This is a genomic window from Aromatoleum sp., from assembly GCF_035254505.1.
Lineage (GTDB): Bacteria > Pseudomonadota > Gammaproteobacteria > Burkholderiales > Rhodocyclaceae > Aromatoleum.
This window is the reverse complement of the sequence record NZ_DATFAO010000096.1, coordinates 44,815-60,942: the sequence shown is the minus strand read 5'-3', so window position 1 is coordinate 60,942 and position 16,128 is coordinate 44,815. Positions and strand designations below refer to the sequence as shown.

The 16,128-nt window shown below is 63.4% G+C and carries 14 protein-coding genes; 7 read left to right on the top strand and 7 right to left on the bottom strand.

Annotated elements, in window-relative coordinates:
- Position 1: 1 nt before the first annotated feature.
- From VJ673_RS21050 to VJ673_RS21025, 6 genes are all read right to left on the bottom strand, one after another.
- Positions 2-562 carry a C40 family peptidase gene (locus tag VJ673_RS21050; protein WP_414635679.1) on the bottom strand — a complete coding sequence of 187 codons (561 nt, stop codon included), beginning with the start codon at positions 560-562 and terminating at the stop codon, positions 2-4.
- On the bottom strand, positions 559-1,203 hold the full coding sequence (locus tag VJ673_RS21045) for a 3'-5' exonuclease (protein WP_324128126.1): 645 nt from the start codon (positions 1,201-1,203) through the stop codon (positions 559-561). Before VJ673_RS21045 ends, VJ673_RS21050 begins: the two co-directional genes overlap by 4 nt.
- Complete coding sequence (locus tag VJ673_RS21040; protein ID WP_324128125.1) at positions 1,200-3,098, bottom strand: DUF294 nucleotidyltransferase-like domain-containing protein; 1,899 nt, start codon at positions 3,096-3,098, stop codon at positions 1,200-1,202. Before VJ673_RS21040 ends, VJ673_RS21045 begins: the two co-directional genes overlap by 4 nt.
- Positions 3,099-3,222: 124 nt before the next feature.
- On the bottom strand, positions 3,223-4,629 hold the full coding sequence (locus tag VJ673_RS21035; protein ID WP_324128124.1) for a PhoH family protein: 1,407 nt from the start codon (positions 4,627-4,629) through the stop codon (positions 3,223-3,225).
- Positions 4,630-4,679: 50 nt separating this feature from the next.
- Positions 4,680-5,141, bottom strand: a complete 462-nt coding sequence (locus VJ673_RS21030) for a peroxiredoxin (protein WP_324128123.1) — start codon at positions 5,139-5,141, stop codon at positions 4,680-4,682.
- 103 nt (positions 5,142-5,244) lie between these two features.
- Entirely contained in the window at positions 5,245-5,622 is a 378-nt protein-coding gene (locus VJ673_RS21025; protein ID WP_324128122.1) for an Mth938-like domain-containing protein, read from the bottom strand.
- Between the two features lie 175 nt (positions 5,623-5,797).
- On the opposite strand from VJ673_RS21025, the gene VJ673_RS21020 reads away from it, so the two are divergent.
- From VJ673_RS21020 to thrC, 3 genes are all read left to right on the top strand, one after another.
- A complete protein-coding gene (locus VJ673_RS21020; RefSeq protein WP_324128220.1) occupies positions 5,798-7,099 on the top strand; it encodes a pyridoxal phosphate-dependent aminotransferase in 1,302 nt (433 codons plus the stop codon).
- A 44-nt stretch (positions 7,100-7,143) separates the two neighbouring features.
- Complete coding sequence (locus tag VJ673_RS21015; RefSeq protein WP_324128121.1) at positions 7,144-8,454, top strand: homoserine dehydrogenase; 1,311 nt, start codon at positions 7,144-7,146, stop codon at positions 8,452-8,454.
- A 94-nt stretch (positions 8,455-8,548) separates the two neighbouring features.
- Complete coding sequence (gene thrC, locus VJ673_RS21010) at positions 8,549-9,994, top strand: threonine synthase (RefSeq protein ID WP_324128120.1); 1,446 nt, start codon at positions 8,549-8,551, stop codon at positions 9,992-9,994.
- Positions 9,995-10,079: 85 nt separating this feature from the next.
- Here the strand turns inward: thrC and nadC are convergent, their stop codons facing one another.
- On the bottom strand, positions 10,080-10,928 hold the full coding sequence (gene nadC / locus VJ673_RS21005; protein WP_324128119.1) for a carboxylating nicotinate-nucleotide diphosphorylase: 849 nt from the start codon (positions 10,926-10,928) through the stop codon (positions 10,080-10,082).
- A gap of 110 nt (positions 10,929-11,038) precedes the next feature.
- Between nadC and VJ673_RS21000 the strand changes: the two genes are divergently transcribed.
- The 4 genes from VJ673_RS21000 (at position 11,039) to VJ673_RS20985 (ending at position 16,121) form a co-directional block, all read left to right on the top strand.
- Complete coding sequence (locus VJ673_RS21000; RefSeq protein ID WP_324128118.1) at positions 11,039-11,926, top strand: DMT family transporter; 888 nt, start codon at positions 11,039-11,041, stop codon at positions 11,924-11,926.
- 231 nt (positions 11,927-12,157) lie between these two features.
- A complete protein-coding gene (locus VJ673_RS20995; protein WP_324128117.1) occupies positions 12,158-14,560 on the top strand; it encodes a putative bifunctional diguanylate cyclase/phosphodiesterase in 2,403 nt (800 codons plus the stop codon).
- On the top strand, positions 14,557-15,429 hold the full coding sequence (locus VJ673_RS20990; protein ID WP_324128116.1) for a hypothetical protein: 873 nt from the start codon (positions 14,557-14,559) through the stop codon (positions 15,427-15,429). Before VJ673_RS20995 ends, VJ673_RS20990 begins: the two co-directional genes overlap by 4 nt.
- Positions 15,430-15,461: 32 nt before the next feature.
- Positions 15,462-16,121, top strand: coding sequence for a methylamine utilization protein (locus VJ673_RS20985; protein WP_324128115.1), 660 nt, complete (start codon positions 15,462-15,464; stop codon positions 16,119-16,121).
- Positions 16,122-16,128 lie beyond the last annotated feature (7 nt).

Here is a 16,128-nt window from a genome sequence, read left to right as displayed (position 1 = left end):
CTTATTCGGTCCCCGTTCCGTCCTGCAGCAGGCGACGGCCACCGTTGAAGCGTTTCAGCCAGTAGGTCTTGTCCATGTCCTCGATGCGCACCTCGGCGCCGCGATGGGGCGCATGGAGGAAGCGACCGTCGCCGAGATAGATTCCGACGTGCGAAAACGCTCGGCGCATCGTATTGAAGAAGACCAGATCGCCCGGCTTCAAATCCTGCATGCCCACCTTCTCGCCGAGGCGCGCCATATCGTGCGCTGCGCGAGGAAGATCGAGGCCGAGTGCGTTGCGGAAGACGTTCTGGACTAGGCCGCTGCAGTCGAGGCCTGTTTCTGGCGAATTACCGCCGAAGCGGTAGCGGATCCCGAGATAGTCCATGCCCTCGTTGACGAGATTCTGGACCGCGCTACTGTAGCCCTCGATGGACTGGAGAGCGCTTTGGGTGACGGTTTGCTGCGATGTTTCAGCTGCGTCTGCAGCGGGCGAAATTGCGAGTGAAAGTGACAGGGCCAGGGAGGCCAGGGTGAGGGTTAGATTGGAAAAGCGGGTCAATATCAACTCCCGTCTGGTCATGGCTGGCGGCTCAATTGCCGCCGGTTGCGTTCAAGGTCGGCCAGGCTGCGTGCGGAAGATGTGCCTGCCTGGAGGGCACGGGATTGTGCGGCGAGCATGAGCTGGGCGATCACCCACGCGTCGCCGAGCGCGTGGTGACGCTGAAAGGTTTCGATGCCGAAGACTTTCATCCAGTCGCCAAGCCGGGCAGGCCTGTCGATGTGCTCTTCGAAAAGGCTGGGGAGCAGCCAGTACAGATCGAGCCAGCACCATTCGGGCTCGACGCCCAGATGTTCTGCCAGCGCCCGCTCGATCAACGTGCGGTTAAACCCAGCATTATAAACGACGGCCGGCCCGTTCCCGGTAAACGTCAGCAGTTCGGCAAGCGCCTTGGCCGGATCCGGGTTCAGTGTTGCGTAATAGCTGTCGCGAGGAGACAGCAAGGCGCCGTCGATCGCGATTGCGCCGACCGCGAGCAGCCGGTCGTGGTCGACATCGAGGCCGGTCGCTTCGGTGTTCAACACGACATAGCGGGTTTCGAACTGCGGCTTCCCGAGGTCCGGCTGCGGAAGCGCCTGCCAGCGCAGGATGGCGTCACGCGACAGCGCGTCGAGCGATTCGAGGTCGGGGCGGTTGCCGAGCAGGCGAGTGAGCCAGTTCATAGCTGGTAATCGAGCTTCAGCCGCAGCTGCAGCTTGCGGGCCTGTCGGAACGCTTCCTTCAGGATGCGGCGGTCCAGTTCGTTCAGGTTGTCCGGGTTAATGCGGTTGTCGCCCGGCGCGTCGTGCTCGGTATCGAGATGCTGCGAGCGCAGGCGCAGCAACTGTATGAAGTGGAAGCCGTCGATCAGCGCTGCGAGCTCTTCGGCCGCCACGCCGATCTTCGCGCCTGCCTGGCGCAGGCGCTGGACCGTGCTGCTGGAGCCGACCTCGGCGCGTAGCGCGAGGATGCGTGCGGCGTCCACGAAAAGCCGCGTGCCGAATTTCTTCAGGTCGATCGTGCCGTCATCCTCGACGACGAAATCGCGGATGCGGCCGAGCGGGGGCGCAACCTGCAGCGCGTTCGCAGCCATCATGCGCAGGAAGGCCGTGTTCGAACGCGCGGAGCGATTGAGCCAGCTGCGCAACTGATCCCCGAGCCGCTCGTTGCCGCACAGGACGCGGAAATCGAAGAAGATCGATGCGTTGAGCAGCGCCTGCGGATCCGGTTCGCGGATCCAGTCGCCGAAGCGGCCTTTCCATTCGTCCAGCGTCAGACAGAGGTCGGCGTTGCGGGCCATGATGCCGCCCTTGCACAGCGGGAAACCGCAGGCAGCAAGGTCGTCGTTCACATCGCCCGCGAACACCATCAGCCGCCGCTTCAACGTCGCGCCGTCGCCGCCTTCGGGGACCTCGAAGATGATGCCGTTATCCTGGTCCGACGACAGCGTCTGCTCGTGCCGGCCCTCGGAGCCGAAGGCGAGCCAAGCGTAATCGACGCCGTAGAGTGCGTGCTTGGCGACGGCGAGGTCGATGATGCGGCGGGTCAGCACATCGTTGAGTGCCGAGATGAATTGCGTGAGCTGCTCCGCGCCGATCCCCTGGGCGATCAGGTTCAGCGCGAGCTGGCGGATGTCGCGGCTCGCCCCCTTCAGCGCTTCGATGTCCGCGGCGCCCTCGATGCTCGCGCGGATCTGGCGCAGGCTGATGCGCTGTAGCGTGAAGAGGTCGCGTTCGGACACGACGCCTTTGAGGCGCTCTTCGCTATCGATGACGAGCAGGTGCCGCACGCCATGCGTCGCCATGTCGAGTGCGGCGTCATAGGCCGACGCGGTCGCCGACATCACGTGCGGCGCTTGGGTCATCACGTCGCGGATGGAGCGGGTGAGGTCGATGCCGGGAAGCACCACGCGCGGCAGCAGGTCGCTCTGCGTGAGGATGCCGACCGGACGCCGCTCGCCGTCGACGATGACGATGCAGCCGATGTGTCGTTCGGCCATCTTCTCGAGCGCAGAGCGGATCGTCGCGTCGGGCGTGACGAAGACGGGATCGCTCTTGACGAGCTGCCCCAGCAGCGTCGTCATCGTCTGCTGCTCGGCCGCGCGCTGCGAGAACGTGGTCTGCAGCTGTTGGCGCGACTGGCTGAGCAGGCTCGCGATGTACTGCGTGCAGAAGAGGTGGAAGACCGAACTCATCTGCATGAGCGCCAGGAAATCTTCCGCGGGAATCTGGAAGACGAAGCTGTCCTCGGCCGCGACGTAGGCATTCGTCGATGGACGCTGCGCCGAGATTGCGCCGATCGGGAAGCATTCGCCGGGGCCCAGCGTCATCATCGTGTAGTCGGTGACGCTCGTCGGACCGGACTGTCTTGCCTGGACCTGGCCGCGCTGCACGATGTGGAAGTGTGTCGGCTGCCCCATTTCGGGCGTCAGGATTTCCCGGCCCTTGGGGTGGAAGGCGAGGACCGCGCGCTCCGCGAGAAACTCGAGCGCGTCCGCTTCCATCCGGTTGAACGGTGAAAAGCGCTTGAGAAACTCGGCGCTGGCTCCGACCAGCATCTCGGGGGCAGTGGCGGTCATTAAAAGGTTTTCTGGCAAAAAACCTTTTTATTATAGGACGCTTACCCCCGGTACAGTATGACCTGTAACAATGTTTCGCTACGGGGCGTGGATATCCCGGACGCCCCGTTGAACTCGCGTGCGGCTACAGGACTTCGGCTGCGTGGTCCGCCAAGCGCGAGCGTTCGCCCCGTTGCAAGGTGATGTGGCCGGAGTGCGGCCAGCTCTTGAAGCGATCGACGACGAAGGTGAGGCCCGAGCTGCCCTCCGTGAGGTAGGGCGTATCGATTTGCGCGATGTTGCCCAGACATACGACTTTGGTGCCGGGCCCGGCGCGCGTGATCAAGGTCTTCATCTGCTTCGGCGTCAGGTTCTGCGCTTCGTCGATGATCAGGAACTTGTTGATGAAGGTGCGTCCGCGCATGAAGTTGAGGCTCTTCACCTTGATGCGCGAGCGGATCAGGTCGCGCGTCGCCGCACGGCCCCAGTCACCGCCTTCACCGGTGGTCCCGTTGAGGACGTCGAGGTTGTCCTCAAGCGCCCCCATCCACGGTGCCATCTTCTCTTCCTCGGTGCCCGGCAGGAAGCCGATATCCTCGCCGACCGGCACCGTGACGCGCGTCATGATGATTTCGGAGTAGCGCTTGGTCTCGAGGACTTGGGTCAGGCCCGCGGCGAGCGTCAACAGCGTCTTGCCGGTGCCGGCCTGGCCGAGCAGGGTGACGAAGTCGATCTCGGGGTTCATCAGCAGGTTCAACGCGAAGTTCTGCTCACGGTTGCGCGCCGTGATCCCCCAAACGTTGTTCTTGTTGTGCGCGTAGTCGGTGACAGTCTCGATCAGCACGCTGCGGCCGTTGCGTTCCTTCACCCAGGCGTTGAGCGGATTCTCGCCGTCCTGGTAGATGAACTCGTTGACCATCAGGTCGGTGCTCATCGGACCTTCGACCTGGTAGTAGGTGTGCCCGTTCTCCTTCCAGGACTTCATGTCCTTGGCGTGCTTGTCCCAGAAGTCGATGGGCAGCTCCGTCCAGCCGGTGTAGAGGAGGTCGGTGTCCTCGAGAACCTTGTCGTTGAAGTAGTCCTGCGCGTCGAGGCCCAGCGCGCGGGCCTTGATGCGCATGTTGATGTCCTTGGAGACGAGGATCACCGGACGCTTGGGAGCGCGTTCGGCCAGATGCATCATCACGCCGAGAATCTGGTTGTCGCCCTTGGCGGTGGGGAGTGCAGCCGGCAACTGCACGTTGATCGCCTCCGTCTGCAGGAAGAGCTTGCCGGTCGCGAGATCGTGCGAGGGCGCCGCCAGATCGATCCCGGTCGCGATGTCGTGCTCGCCGGAGGTGACGACTTCATCAAGCGTTCGGCTGGCCTGGCGCGCGTTGCGCGCGACTTCCGACATGCCCTTCTTGTTGTTGTCGAGTTCCTCCAGCGTCATGATCGGCACGTAGACGTCGTGCTCCTCGAAGCGGAACAGGCTGGTCGGATCGTGCATCAGCACGTTGGTGTCGAGGACAAAGAGTTTGGTCTTCGTTGAGCTGGGCGCGCGCTTGACCATGAGGTGAACCTCCGTATTGACCTCGGTGACGGCCGTTTCGGCCGGGTTTCTTAGAGACTCTGTACGAACTGCAGCACGTCCTTGGCGTGGTTCGGAACCTTCACGCCACGCCATTCGCGCAGGATGCGGCCGTCGACACCGATCACGAAGGTGCTGCGTTCGATGCCGCGGACCTGCTTGCCGTACATGTTCTTCATCTTGATCACGCCGAAGGCGTTGCAGGCGAGTTCCTCCGTATCCGAAGTCAGTTCGAAGGGCAGGCCGAGCTTGGCCTTGAAGTTTTCATGCGATTTGAGGCTGTCGCGCGAGATGCCGAACACGGCGCAGTCGGCCGCGTGGAGGGCCTCGTAGTGGTCGCGGAAATCGATCGTTTCGTTCGTGCAGCCGGGCGTGTTGTCCTTGGGGTAGAAGTACAACACCACTTTCCGGCCGCGCAAGCCGGCAAGCGACACGGATTGGCCGCCTGTTGCAGGGAGTTCGAAGTCGGGACTGGGCGTGCTGTCGGCTGTCATCGCATCTCCGGCATAAGGACATATGCGCAGCGTAGCGGAGGACGCGGCCGGCTGACAATCGGCCGGCGTGCGATTGACGCGCGAATGCGACGTTTTGCCGGATTCAGGCGGGATCGAAGAGCAGGGCGGCGGCGACCGATCGTCCTTCCGATGCCAGTATGTTGTAGGTGCGGCAGGCCGCGGCGAAGTCCATGACCTCGAACCCGACACGCGCGTCGATCAGCGGGCGCATGATCTGGGGACGCGGGAAGCGCTGGCGGGCGCCGGTGCCGATGATCACGATTTCGACCTGCAGCGCGCGAACGGCTTCGAAGTCCTCGGGCCGAAGTGCGTCGAATCCGCCTTGCGCCCATCCGGTGACGATGCGATCGGTCGTCACCACCAGGTTTCCGTCATGGCGGACCTTGTTGATCATGAGGTGGTCAGCCCCATACCCCGTCACGAGGTTGAGGTTCGGATTGACGTCGAGATTCAGTTTCATGGCGTGCGGCTTGGGCGGCGAAATTGCCGGGGGGTACAGGGTTGGATAAGATACCTTCTTTTGGATTCCCGGCCCACCCGATGCTTTCTCCGGGTCCGGTGCTGTGGACAAGTATCCCGGCGCGTCGATGGCGCGGTGCGGAGTGTCGATAATGCGAAAGAAAGGACGTACTGCGATGAGCGTCGAGCCCAAGCTGAGGGTGGCTTCCCCTTTACCCGAAACGCATTCTGCGCCGGAAGCGGCGCGTGCCGGCGCCGTGGTCCGCAAGTCCGCCAAGCTCGCAAACGTCTGCTACGACATCCGCGGCCCGGTTCTGACCCGCGCCAAGCAGATGGAAGACGAGGGGCACAAGATCATGAAGCTGAACATCGGCAACCTCGCCGCGTTCGGTTTCGACGCTCCCGAAGAAATTCAGATGGACATGATCCGGAATCTGCCGAATTCGGCGGGCTACTCCGATTCCAAGGGCATCTTCGCCGCGCGCAAGGCGATCATGCACTACACGCAGCAGAAGCAGATCAAGGGTGTGGATATCGAGGATATCTACATCGGCAACGGTGTGTCCGAGCTGATCGTGATGGCGATGAACGCGCTGCTCAACGTCGGCGACGAAGTGCTGGTGCCGGCACCGGACTATCCGCTATGGACGGCCGCGGTGAGCCTTTCCGGCGGCACGCCCGTGCATTACCTGTGCAACGAGGCCGAGGGCTGGCTCCCCGACCTCGAGGACATGCGCGCACGCATCACGCCCAACACGCGCGCGATCGTCGTCATCAACCCGAACAACCCGACCGGCGCACTGTACCCGGACCATATCCTGCGCGGCATCGTCGAGATTGCGCGCGAGCATGGGCTGATCCTGTATGCGGACGAGGTCTACGACAAGGTGCTGTACGACGGCGAGAGGCACACGTCGCTCGCCTCGCTGTCGGAAGACGTGCTGACGATGGTCTTCAACGGCCTGTCGAAGAACTACCGTTCCTGCGGCTACCGCGCCGGCTGGATGGTCGTATGCGGCGACAAGCGTAACGCACAGGACTACATCGAAGGGCTCAACATGCTTGCCTCGATGCGGCTGTGCGCGAACGTCCCCGGCCAGTACGCAATCCAGACCGCGCTGGGCGGCTACCAGAGCATCGATGACCTGGTGAATGAGGGCGGCCGGATGCGCCGCCAGCGCGATCTCGCGCACGAGCTGATCACCGCGATTCCGGGCGTCAGCTGCGTGAAACCGAAGGCGACGCTGTACATGTTCCCGCGGCTCGATCCGAAGATCTATCCGATCGAGGACGACCAGGCCTTCATCACGGAGCTGCTGGAGGCCGAGCGCGTGTTGCTCGTGCAGGGCACCGGCTTCAACTGGCCGCATCCCGACCACTTCCGGCTGGTGTTCCTGCCGCACGAGGACGACCTGCGCGACGCGATCGGCCGTATAGCACGCTTCCTCGAGCATTACCGCAAGCGTCACGGCACCTGAATGCTGCACCGTTTCAACCACGTTTCACTACTCAACGAGCTCTTATGAAAGCGATCAATGTTGGCCTGCTGGGCATTGGTACCGTCGGCGGCGGTACGTTCACCGTTCTGAAGCGCAACGAGGAAGAAATTACTCGTCGCGCCGGTCGCCCGATTCGGATTACCACCGTGGCCGACAAGAATCTGGAGCTCGCCCGCAAGGTTGCCGGTGAAGGCGTCAAGCTGACCGACGACGCGTTCTCGGTCGTTGCGGATCCGGAAATCGACATCGTCGTCGAACTGATCGGCGGCTACGGCGTCGCGCGTGAGCTGGTGCTGAAGGCGATCGAGAACGGCAAGCACGTCGTCACCGCCAACAAGGCACTGCTCGCGGTACACGGCAATGAGATCTTCGCCGCCGCGCAGAAGAAGGGCGTGATGGTCGCGTTCGAGGCCGCCGTTGCCGGTGGCATCCCCATCATCAAGGCGCTGCGCGAAGGCCTATCCGCGAACCGCATCCAGTGGCTCGCCGGCATCATCAACGGCACGACGAACTTCATCCTGTCGGAAATGCGCGACAAGGGTCTGCCCTTCGCCGACGTGCTCAAGGAAGCGCAGGCGCTGGGTTATGCCGAAGCCGACCCGACCTTCGACATCGAAGGCGTCGATGCAGCGCACAAGGCGACGATCATGAGCGCGATCGCGTTCGGGGTGCCGATGCAGTTCGAGGCGGCCTACGTCGAAGGCATCACCAAGCTCGAAGCCGAGGACATCACCTACGCCGAACAACTCGGCTACCGCATCAAGCTGCTGGGCATCGCGAAGATGCGCGAAACCGGCGTCGAGCTTCGCGTGCATCCGACCCTGATCCCGGCCAAGCGCCTGATCGCCAACGTCGAAGGCGCGATGAACGCAGTGATGGTCTATGGCGACGCCGTCGGCACGACCCTGTACTATGGCAAGGGTGCCGGCGCCGAGCCGACCGCTTCGGCCGTGATCGCCGACCTCGTCGACGTCACCCGCCTGCATACCGCCGATCCCGAGCACCGTGTGCCGCACCTCGCGTTCCAGCCGGACCAAGTGCGCGACATGAAGGTCCTGCCGATCGAAGAGGTCGAGACTTCCTACTACCTGCGCATGCGCGTCGACGACAAGCCGGGCGTGCTTGCGGACATCACGGGCATCCTCGCCGACAGCGACATCTCGATCGAGGCATTGCTGCAGAAGGAAGCGGCCGAAGGCGCCTCGCAGACCGATATCATCATGCTGACGCACTCCACGCTGGAGAAGAACGCCAACGCCGCGATCGCGAGCATCGAGGCGCTTCCGGTGGTCTCCGGCAAGATCGTCCGCCTGCGCATGGAAAGCCTGCAGTAATCGTCATGCCTGACCGGACGGTGCGCCGGGCTTCGGCCGGACGCCGCCCGGCTTCCCCACGGGGAACGTCCCCGCACAGTTGAAGGAAGATTCAGTGAAGTACCTGTCGACCCGCGGCCATGCCGCTCGCCCCGAATTTTGCGACATCCTGCTCGGCGGTCTCGCGCCCGACGGCGGCCTCTATCTGCCGGAAAGCTATCCGCAGGTCTCGCGCGCCGAGCTCGATGCCTGGCGCGGCCTGTCCTATGCCGAGCTGGCGTTCGAAATCCTGTCGAAGTTCATCACCGACATTCCGGCCGCCGACCTGAAGGCGATCTGCGACAAGACCTACACTGCCGACGTCTACTGCTTCGCGCGTCCGGGCGACAACGCGGCCGACATCACGCCCGTGCACTGGCTGGAGAAGGGGCGCTTCGGGTTGCTTGAGCTGTCGAACGGCCCCACGCTGGCATTCAAGGACATGGCGATGCAGCTGCTCGGCAACCTGTTCGAGTACGTCCTCGACAAGCGAAGCGAGCAGATCAACATCCTCGGCGCGACCTCCGGCGACACCGGCTCCGCTGCGGAATATGCGATGCGCGGCAAGCACGGCGTGCGCGTGTTCATGCTGTCGCCGCACGGCAAGATGAGCGCGTTCCAGCGCGCGCAGATGTACTCGCTGCAGGACGAGAACATCTACAACATCGCTGTCACGGGCATGTTCGATGACGCCCAGGACATCGTGAAGGCGGTGTCCAACGACGCCGAGTTCAAGGCCAAGTACAAGATCGGCGCGGTCAATTCGATCAATTGGGCGCGCGTCGCGGCGCAGATCGTCTATTACTTCAAGGGCTATTTCGCCGGTACCACGTCGAACGACCAGCAAGTTGCCTTCTGCGTGCCCTCGGGCAATTTCGGCAACATCTGCGCGGGCCACATCGCGCGCCAGATGGGCCTGCCGATCTCGCGTCTGATCCTCGCGACGAACGAGAACGACGTGCTCGACGAGTTCTTCCGCACTGGGGTGTATCGTCCGCGCAGGGCGGCGGAGACGCACGTCACGTCGAGTCCCTCGATGGACATTTCCAAGGCATCGAACTTCGAACGCTTCATCTTCGACCTCGTCGGCCGCGATCCGGCGAAAGTCGCCGAGCTGTGGAAGTCCGTCGACGCGGGTGGCAGCTTCGACCTGTCGCAGTCCGCCGAGTTTTCGCGCCTCGGCAACTTCGGTTTCACGTCCGGGCGCAGCTCGCACGCCGACCGTCTGGCGACGATCCGCCAAGTGTTCGAGCAGTACGGTGCGATGATCGATACGCACACTGCGGACGGCGTGAAGGTGGCGTGGGATTGCGCCGGAAGCGTGCCTGCCGGAGTGCCGCTGCTGGTGCTGGAAACGGCGCTGCCGGTGAAATTCGCCGAGACGATCCGCGAGGCCCTGGGACGCGAACCGGAGCGGCCCGCACAGCTGGAAGGCATCGAGGCCTTGCCGCAGCGCGTCGAAGTGATGGCGCCGGACGTTGCCGCAGTGAAGCAGTTCGTCGTCCGGCACGTCGCTGGGTAAACGGCAGGCGCCCCACCGGACGCATTCAGGTTCCGATCCGACGCCCCCGTGGAGAAATTCCGGGGGCGTCGAATTTTCGGGGGGCCTATTCCTCGACGTGGCGCAGAGACAGATCCAGCGCGCGTACATCCTTAGTGAGGCTGCCGATCGAGATACGGTTCACGCCGGTCTCGGCGATCGCGCGAACCTTTTCCAGGTTCACGCCGCCCGACGCTTCAAGTTCGGCGCGGCCCGCCGTGATTTCGACGGCCTTGCGCATCTGCTCGAGACTCATGTTGTCGAGGAGGACCATCTTGGCGTCGGCGGCGAGGGCCTCTTCCAATTCGTCGAGCGTTTCGACTTCGACTTCGATGAAGACATTCGACGGTGCGATCGTGCGGGCCTGTTCCATCACCTTGGCGATGCTGCCGGCCGCGATGATGTGATTTTCCTTGATCAGGATGCCGTCGTAGAGGCCGATGCGGTGGTTCGCACCGCCGCCGACCGCGACTGCATATTTCTGCGCCAGCCGAAGTCCGGGAAGTGTCTTGCGTGTGTCGACGATCTTCGCGCCGGTGCCGGCCACCGCGTCGACGAAACGCCGTGTCACGGTCGCGGTCGCTGAGAGCAACTGCAGGAAATTCAGGGCGGTGCGTTCGGCAGTCAGCAGCACGCGGGCGCCGGCGACGACATCGCACAGCACCTGCCCGGCGCTCACGCGCTCGCCGTCACGCACGTGCCAAATGATCGTCGCGGACGGACTGAGCGCTGCGAAAGTGGCGTCGAACCAGGCCGTTCCGCAGATCACCGCTTCTTCGCGAGTAATGACGCGACCGCGCGCGTCGGTTTCGGTTGGGATGAGACGGGCCGTCAGGTCGCCCGTGCCGACGTCCTCGGCGAGTGAGCTCGCGACATTGCGCTGGATCTCGATGCGAAGTTGCTGGGAGAGTTTCATGAGGACGTGTCTGTATCTGGCAAAGGTGGAATTTTAGCCGTTCGGCCCCATCGCTGGGGTGAATCTGGCACGATTGCGCTGTCATCGAGTTTCCACACGGACGGCCCCCGTTGAAGACCCGCGATTTTTCGGAAATGTTGATCCTCGCCGCGCTGTGGGGTGGCTCTTTCCTGTTCATGCGTATCGCCGCGCCGCAGTTCGGGCCGGTTCCCTTGATCGAACTGCGGGTCGGCCTTGCCGCGCTGGTGTTGCTGCCGGTGCTTGCGTGGCGCGGGCACACTCGATTGTTAAGAGAACGGGCCGGCTCGCTCTTGTTCGTCGGTCTCACGAATTCGGCGCTTCCGTTCGTGCTGTACGCGTGGGCGTCCTTGTCGGTGACGGCGGGCTTTGCTTCGATCGTGAACGCCACTTCGCCGCTTTTTGCGGCGCTCGTGGCGTGGTTGTGGCTGAAGGACAGGCTGTCTCCGACGTCGATGGCCGGGCTGCTGCTGGGTCTCCTGGGCGTGGTGCTGCTGGTGTGGGGCAAGGCCTCGTTTCGTGCCGGAGGCTCTGGCTGGGCCGTGCTCGCCTGCCTCGGCGCAACGCTCAACTATGGGATTGCGGCGAATTTCACCAAGCGCTATCTGACCGGTGTCGATCCGATGGCCATCGCGACGGGAAGTCAGCTCTACGCAGCGCTGTTGCTCGCGCCCTTCGCCGTGTGGTTGTGGCCGGCGGGCGATCCGGGCCGCGAGGCGTGGCTGGCAGTGATCCTATTGGCCGTGGGCTGCACCGGTGTCGCCTACGTGCTGTATTTCCGACTCATCGCCCAGATCGGTCCGGCCCGCGCGATTGCCGTGACCTTTCTTATCCCGGTATTCGGAATGTTGTGGGGCGCCCTGCTTCTGGGGGAAGCGGTCACGTCGAACATGATCGCGGGCTGCGCTGTGATCCTTGGCGGGACCGGGCTCGCGACCGGTTTCCTGAAACTGCGACCGCGTGGCCTCGGTATTCGCTAGCCGGAAGCGGTTAATTTTCCTGTGGCAGCAGGGCAGATACGTGTATCCGTCGCTGGTCGGTTGTATCCTGTTACAAAGCAGCTCCGGTCAAGGCGGAGGCAGGCGGATTCGACCATCGGGCGCGCAATCTCGGGCGCTTCGGAGACTTGGACGCAAGCAGCGGTGACGATATTGGATTTTCTCGGCAGGGTCCGGGCGCTAGTTGTCGGTGTCGCCACGCGACGCGGAAGCTTGGCGCGCGTCGTCGCCCACCAGATGATCGTCTTCGTCGCCTTGCTGCTGATCGCGATCCAGCTCGTCATCTTCGTCGTCATCGACAAATCCATCCACGCCAATGCGCTGCGGAAGATCTACGAGGAGATCCAGGTCGGCGACCGGATCTTCCTCCGCCTGCTGGAAGATCGCTCGCGGCGCCTTGTCGATTCGGCAAGCATCCTGACCTCGGATTTCGCCTTCCGTCAGGCCTTGATGACCGGCGACAGTCCCACGGTCGCATCGGCGCTCGCCAACCACGGCGCACGCATCAGTGCCGAAAAGATGATCCTGGTGGCCCCCGATCAGAAAGTGCTAGCCGACGCTTCGGCCGGCGCCGAGGCACACATCGGCAGACCGTTCGCGTTCCCGGAGCTGATTGCCGAGGCGGCCGAAAAGGGCAGCGCGTCTGCGATCAAGGTGCTGGACGGCGGCGTGTTCCAGCTGGTCATTGTCCCGGTGCTCGCGCCGGTGCCCGTGGCCTGGGCCGTGCTCGGGTTTCGCATCGATGCCGCTCTTGCCGGTGAACTCGGCCTGCTGACATCACTTGACGTGTCCTTCGCAGCTTGGCGTCCGACTAGCGGCTGGGAGATCGTTGGCAGCACGATGCCGTTTGCGCCCCGAGGGCGCTTGCTGTCCGCATTGGCCCAATATCGGCCCGACAGCCTTGCCGCTGGCCTGAGCGATCTCTCGGGTGAAGACTACGTCGTATCGGTGTCTTCCCTCGCCACGGGGCAGGAGGGCAGCGTGGTGGCCATACTGCAGCGCTCGCTCGCGGATTCCGTCGCGCACTTCGCCTCGCTGCGCGTGACCTTGCTGGTCCTCGCCGGCCTTAGTTTGGCCGGAACGATTGTCGGAAGCCTGATGATCGCTCGCAGCATTTCGCGCCCGGTCACCTCGCTCGTCGCCTTTGCGCGCCGGCTCGAACGCGGCGAGTACGACCAGGGGCCGCCCGAGACCGGAGCCGACGAACTGGGCGAACTAGCCTCCGCATTCGACAACATGCGGCTCGCGATCTTTTCGCGCGAGCAGCAGATCAAGGCGATGGCCTATCACGACGCGCTGACGGGCCTTCCCAATCGCGCGCTGTTCAACGATCGCCTGAACCAGGCAATCGGTGTTGCACGACGCCTGGGCCATCCGGTGAGCGTCATGCTGATCGACTTGAACCGCTTCAAGGAGGTCAACGATACGCTCGGGCATCACGTAGGCGATCTGCTCCTGCGCGAGGTTGCGACGCGCCTTCGGGGCGCGCTGCTGCGCGCGTCGGACACCGTGGCGCGACTCGGCGGCGACGAATTCGCGGTGCTGCTGCCCGCGGCGACGAAGGAAATGGCGGAGGACGTTGCGCGCCGCATCCTCCTGTCGCTGGAGGATCCCGTGTCTTTCGAAGGCCGCATGCTCGACGTCGAGGGCAGCATTGGTCTGGCCTGTTTCCCGGAACATGCCGACGAAATGAACGTGCTCATGAGCCGGGCCGACGCGGCGATGTACTACGCCAAGCGGCGGCACCTCGGCTCCGCGGCGTTCGACCCCCGGCTCAAGATGGAGCCGGAAATCGACTCGCGGCTGTCCTTGTCCAGCGAACTGCGCCAAGCGATCGAGCGGGACGAGTTCGTGCTGCATTACCAGCCGCGGCTCGATCTGCAAGACCGTACGGTACGACAGGTCGAGGCCTTGCTGCGCTGGCAGCATCCCGTCCACGGCTTCGTGCTTCCTGCCGAATTCATTCCCTTCGGCGAGCAGACAGGTTTCATCCGGGAAATCACCTGCTGGGTGATGAACCGGGTCTTTGCAGACGTCGTCCGCTGGCGGCAGCAGGGACTCGAGGTCACTGCCTCGATCAATTTTTCGGTGCGCGATCTGTTGAATGCCGAAATCGGCGAACACGTCCGCGAGCTATTGGCGCGTCACGGTGCCCAGCCCTCGTGGTTCGTGATCGAGATCACCGAGAGCGCGATCATGGACGACCCCGTCCGTGCGCTCGAGACGGCCGCCGAGTTGAGGGCGACGGGATTTCAGCTTTCCATCGACGATTTCGGGAGCGGTTATTCCTCGCTCGCGCTGATCAAGAAGCTTCCAATCTCCGAACTCAAGATCGATCGATCCTTTATCGCGAACATGGCGACCGACAAGGACGACCTGATGATCGTGCGCTCGGTCATCGATCTCGCCCACAACATGGGCTTGCGCGTGGTTGGGGAGGGGGTCGAGTCCGCCGACAGTCTAGCGCTGCTAGAGGGACTGGGCTGCGATGTCGTGCAGGGCTACCATATCTCCAAACCGGTGCCCTTCGCCGAAGTCCACGAGTGGTTCGCGCTCCGTGGGGCGGAAGGACAAGTGGCGGCGCGACAACCGGGGGCTGGGGAGGGCGTCACATGACAGGAATCCGCTGGACCTTCGTCCCGTTGCTGACGTGCGCAGCGTGCGTTGCACAGGCAGGTTGGTTGGACGAAACCGAGCTCGAGCTGCGCTTCGACGACAACCTGCCACGGGGGCAGTTGAAGCGCGACATCAAGTCCGATATGGCCGTAGCCGTAACGGCCGAAGGCGGGCACGGTTATCAGGTGACGGATAACGGCCGCCTCACGCTGACCATGACGCTTTCCGCTACCGGCTACCGTCAGTATTCGGGACTCGACCATGTCGATGCCGGCGTAGGAGTCGCCTATCGCCACAAGTTCGGACTCGGGCCGCTGGCGCCGGAAGCGCGGGCGTCGATCTCGGCGACACGTCTGGAATACCGCCACGACGGGCGCGATGGCTGGTTGTACTCGGCTCAGCTCGGGGTCGGCAAGCGGCTCACCGAACGGCTGGGACTGACCGCCACCTATGAGTTCGAGCGGCGCAAGTCCGACTACGTCCTCGATCGGCTGCTTCCGACCGTCCCCGCCGATGTCTTCGATCTGACCAGCCGCAACTTCACGCTCGGCGGTGACTACACGCTCAGTTCGGACTACGTATTGTCCGCCGCCTATACGATCCGAAACGGCGACGTCGTCTCGACCACGATGCGCAACCTGCCCATCTTTCTCGTTTCGAGCGCAATCGCCGAAGACCCGGTATTCGGAGGAGATCGGTATGCGTATAAGATGAAGGCGATCACGCGCGGCGCGAGTCTTGGCGTCAGCAGGCTGATCAATGACCGCTCGTCGTTTACCGTGGGGTATGAATACATCGACAGCCGTGCCGAAGGCGGTGTCGACTATCAGGCGAACATCGTTCGCGCCATTTACCTCCATCAGTTCTGAAGGCCATGAAGAGCAAATCTCGGATGGGTCGAATGCGGGCAAGCTGTGCTTGGGTAGCCTTGCTGTCGAGCCTCGGCGCTGGCGAGCTCCTTGCTGGCGATATCCAGGCCAAGGTGCGGGACAAGACTGGAAAGGGCGTCGCCGACGCGGTGATCGTCGCGCTGCCGGCGACGCCCATGCCAGCAGCGACAGGCGGTCCGGTTTCGTCGATGGTCGTCGATCAGATCAACAAGGAATTCGTGCCCTACGTGTTGCCGATCCAGGTCGGCAGCTCCGTCAATTTCCCGAACCGCGACAACATCCGCCACCACGTCTACTCGTTTTCGCCCGCCAAGACCTTCGAGTTACCCCTCTATACGGGCACGCCGGCGACGCCGGTCCTATTCGAAAAGCCCGGTGTCGTCATCCTCGGCTGCAATATTCACGACTGGATGATCGGTTATATCTACGTCTCCGAAAGTCCTTACTTCGCGAAGACGGGGGCTGACGGCAAGGCCGTGCTCGCCGACCTTCCCCAGGGAGAATACGTGGTCCGCGCGTGGCATCCACGCTTGGAGGGACGGGAGGAGGCGACTGAAAGGAAGCTGACGGTGACTCGGTCGGGCGCGACTGAATCGGTCTGGGAGATCGGCCTGCTGGCGGATCTGCGCATCCGGCGTGCCCCGATCCCCGGACAAAGCGGCTACCACTAGCCTCGGG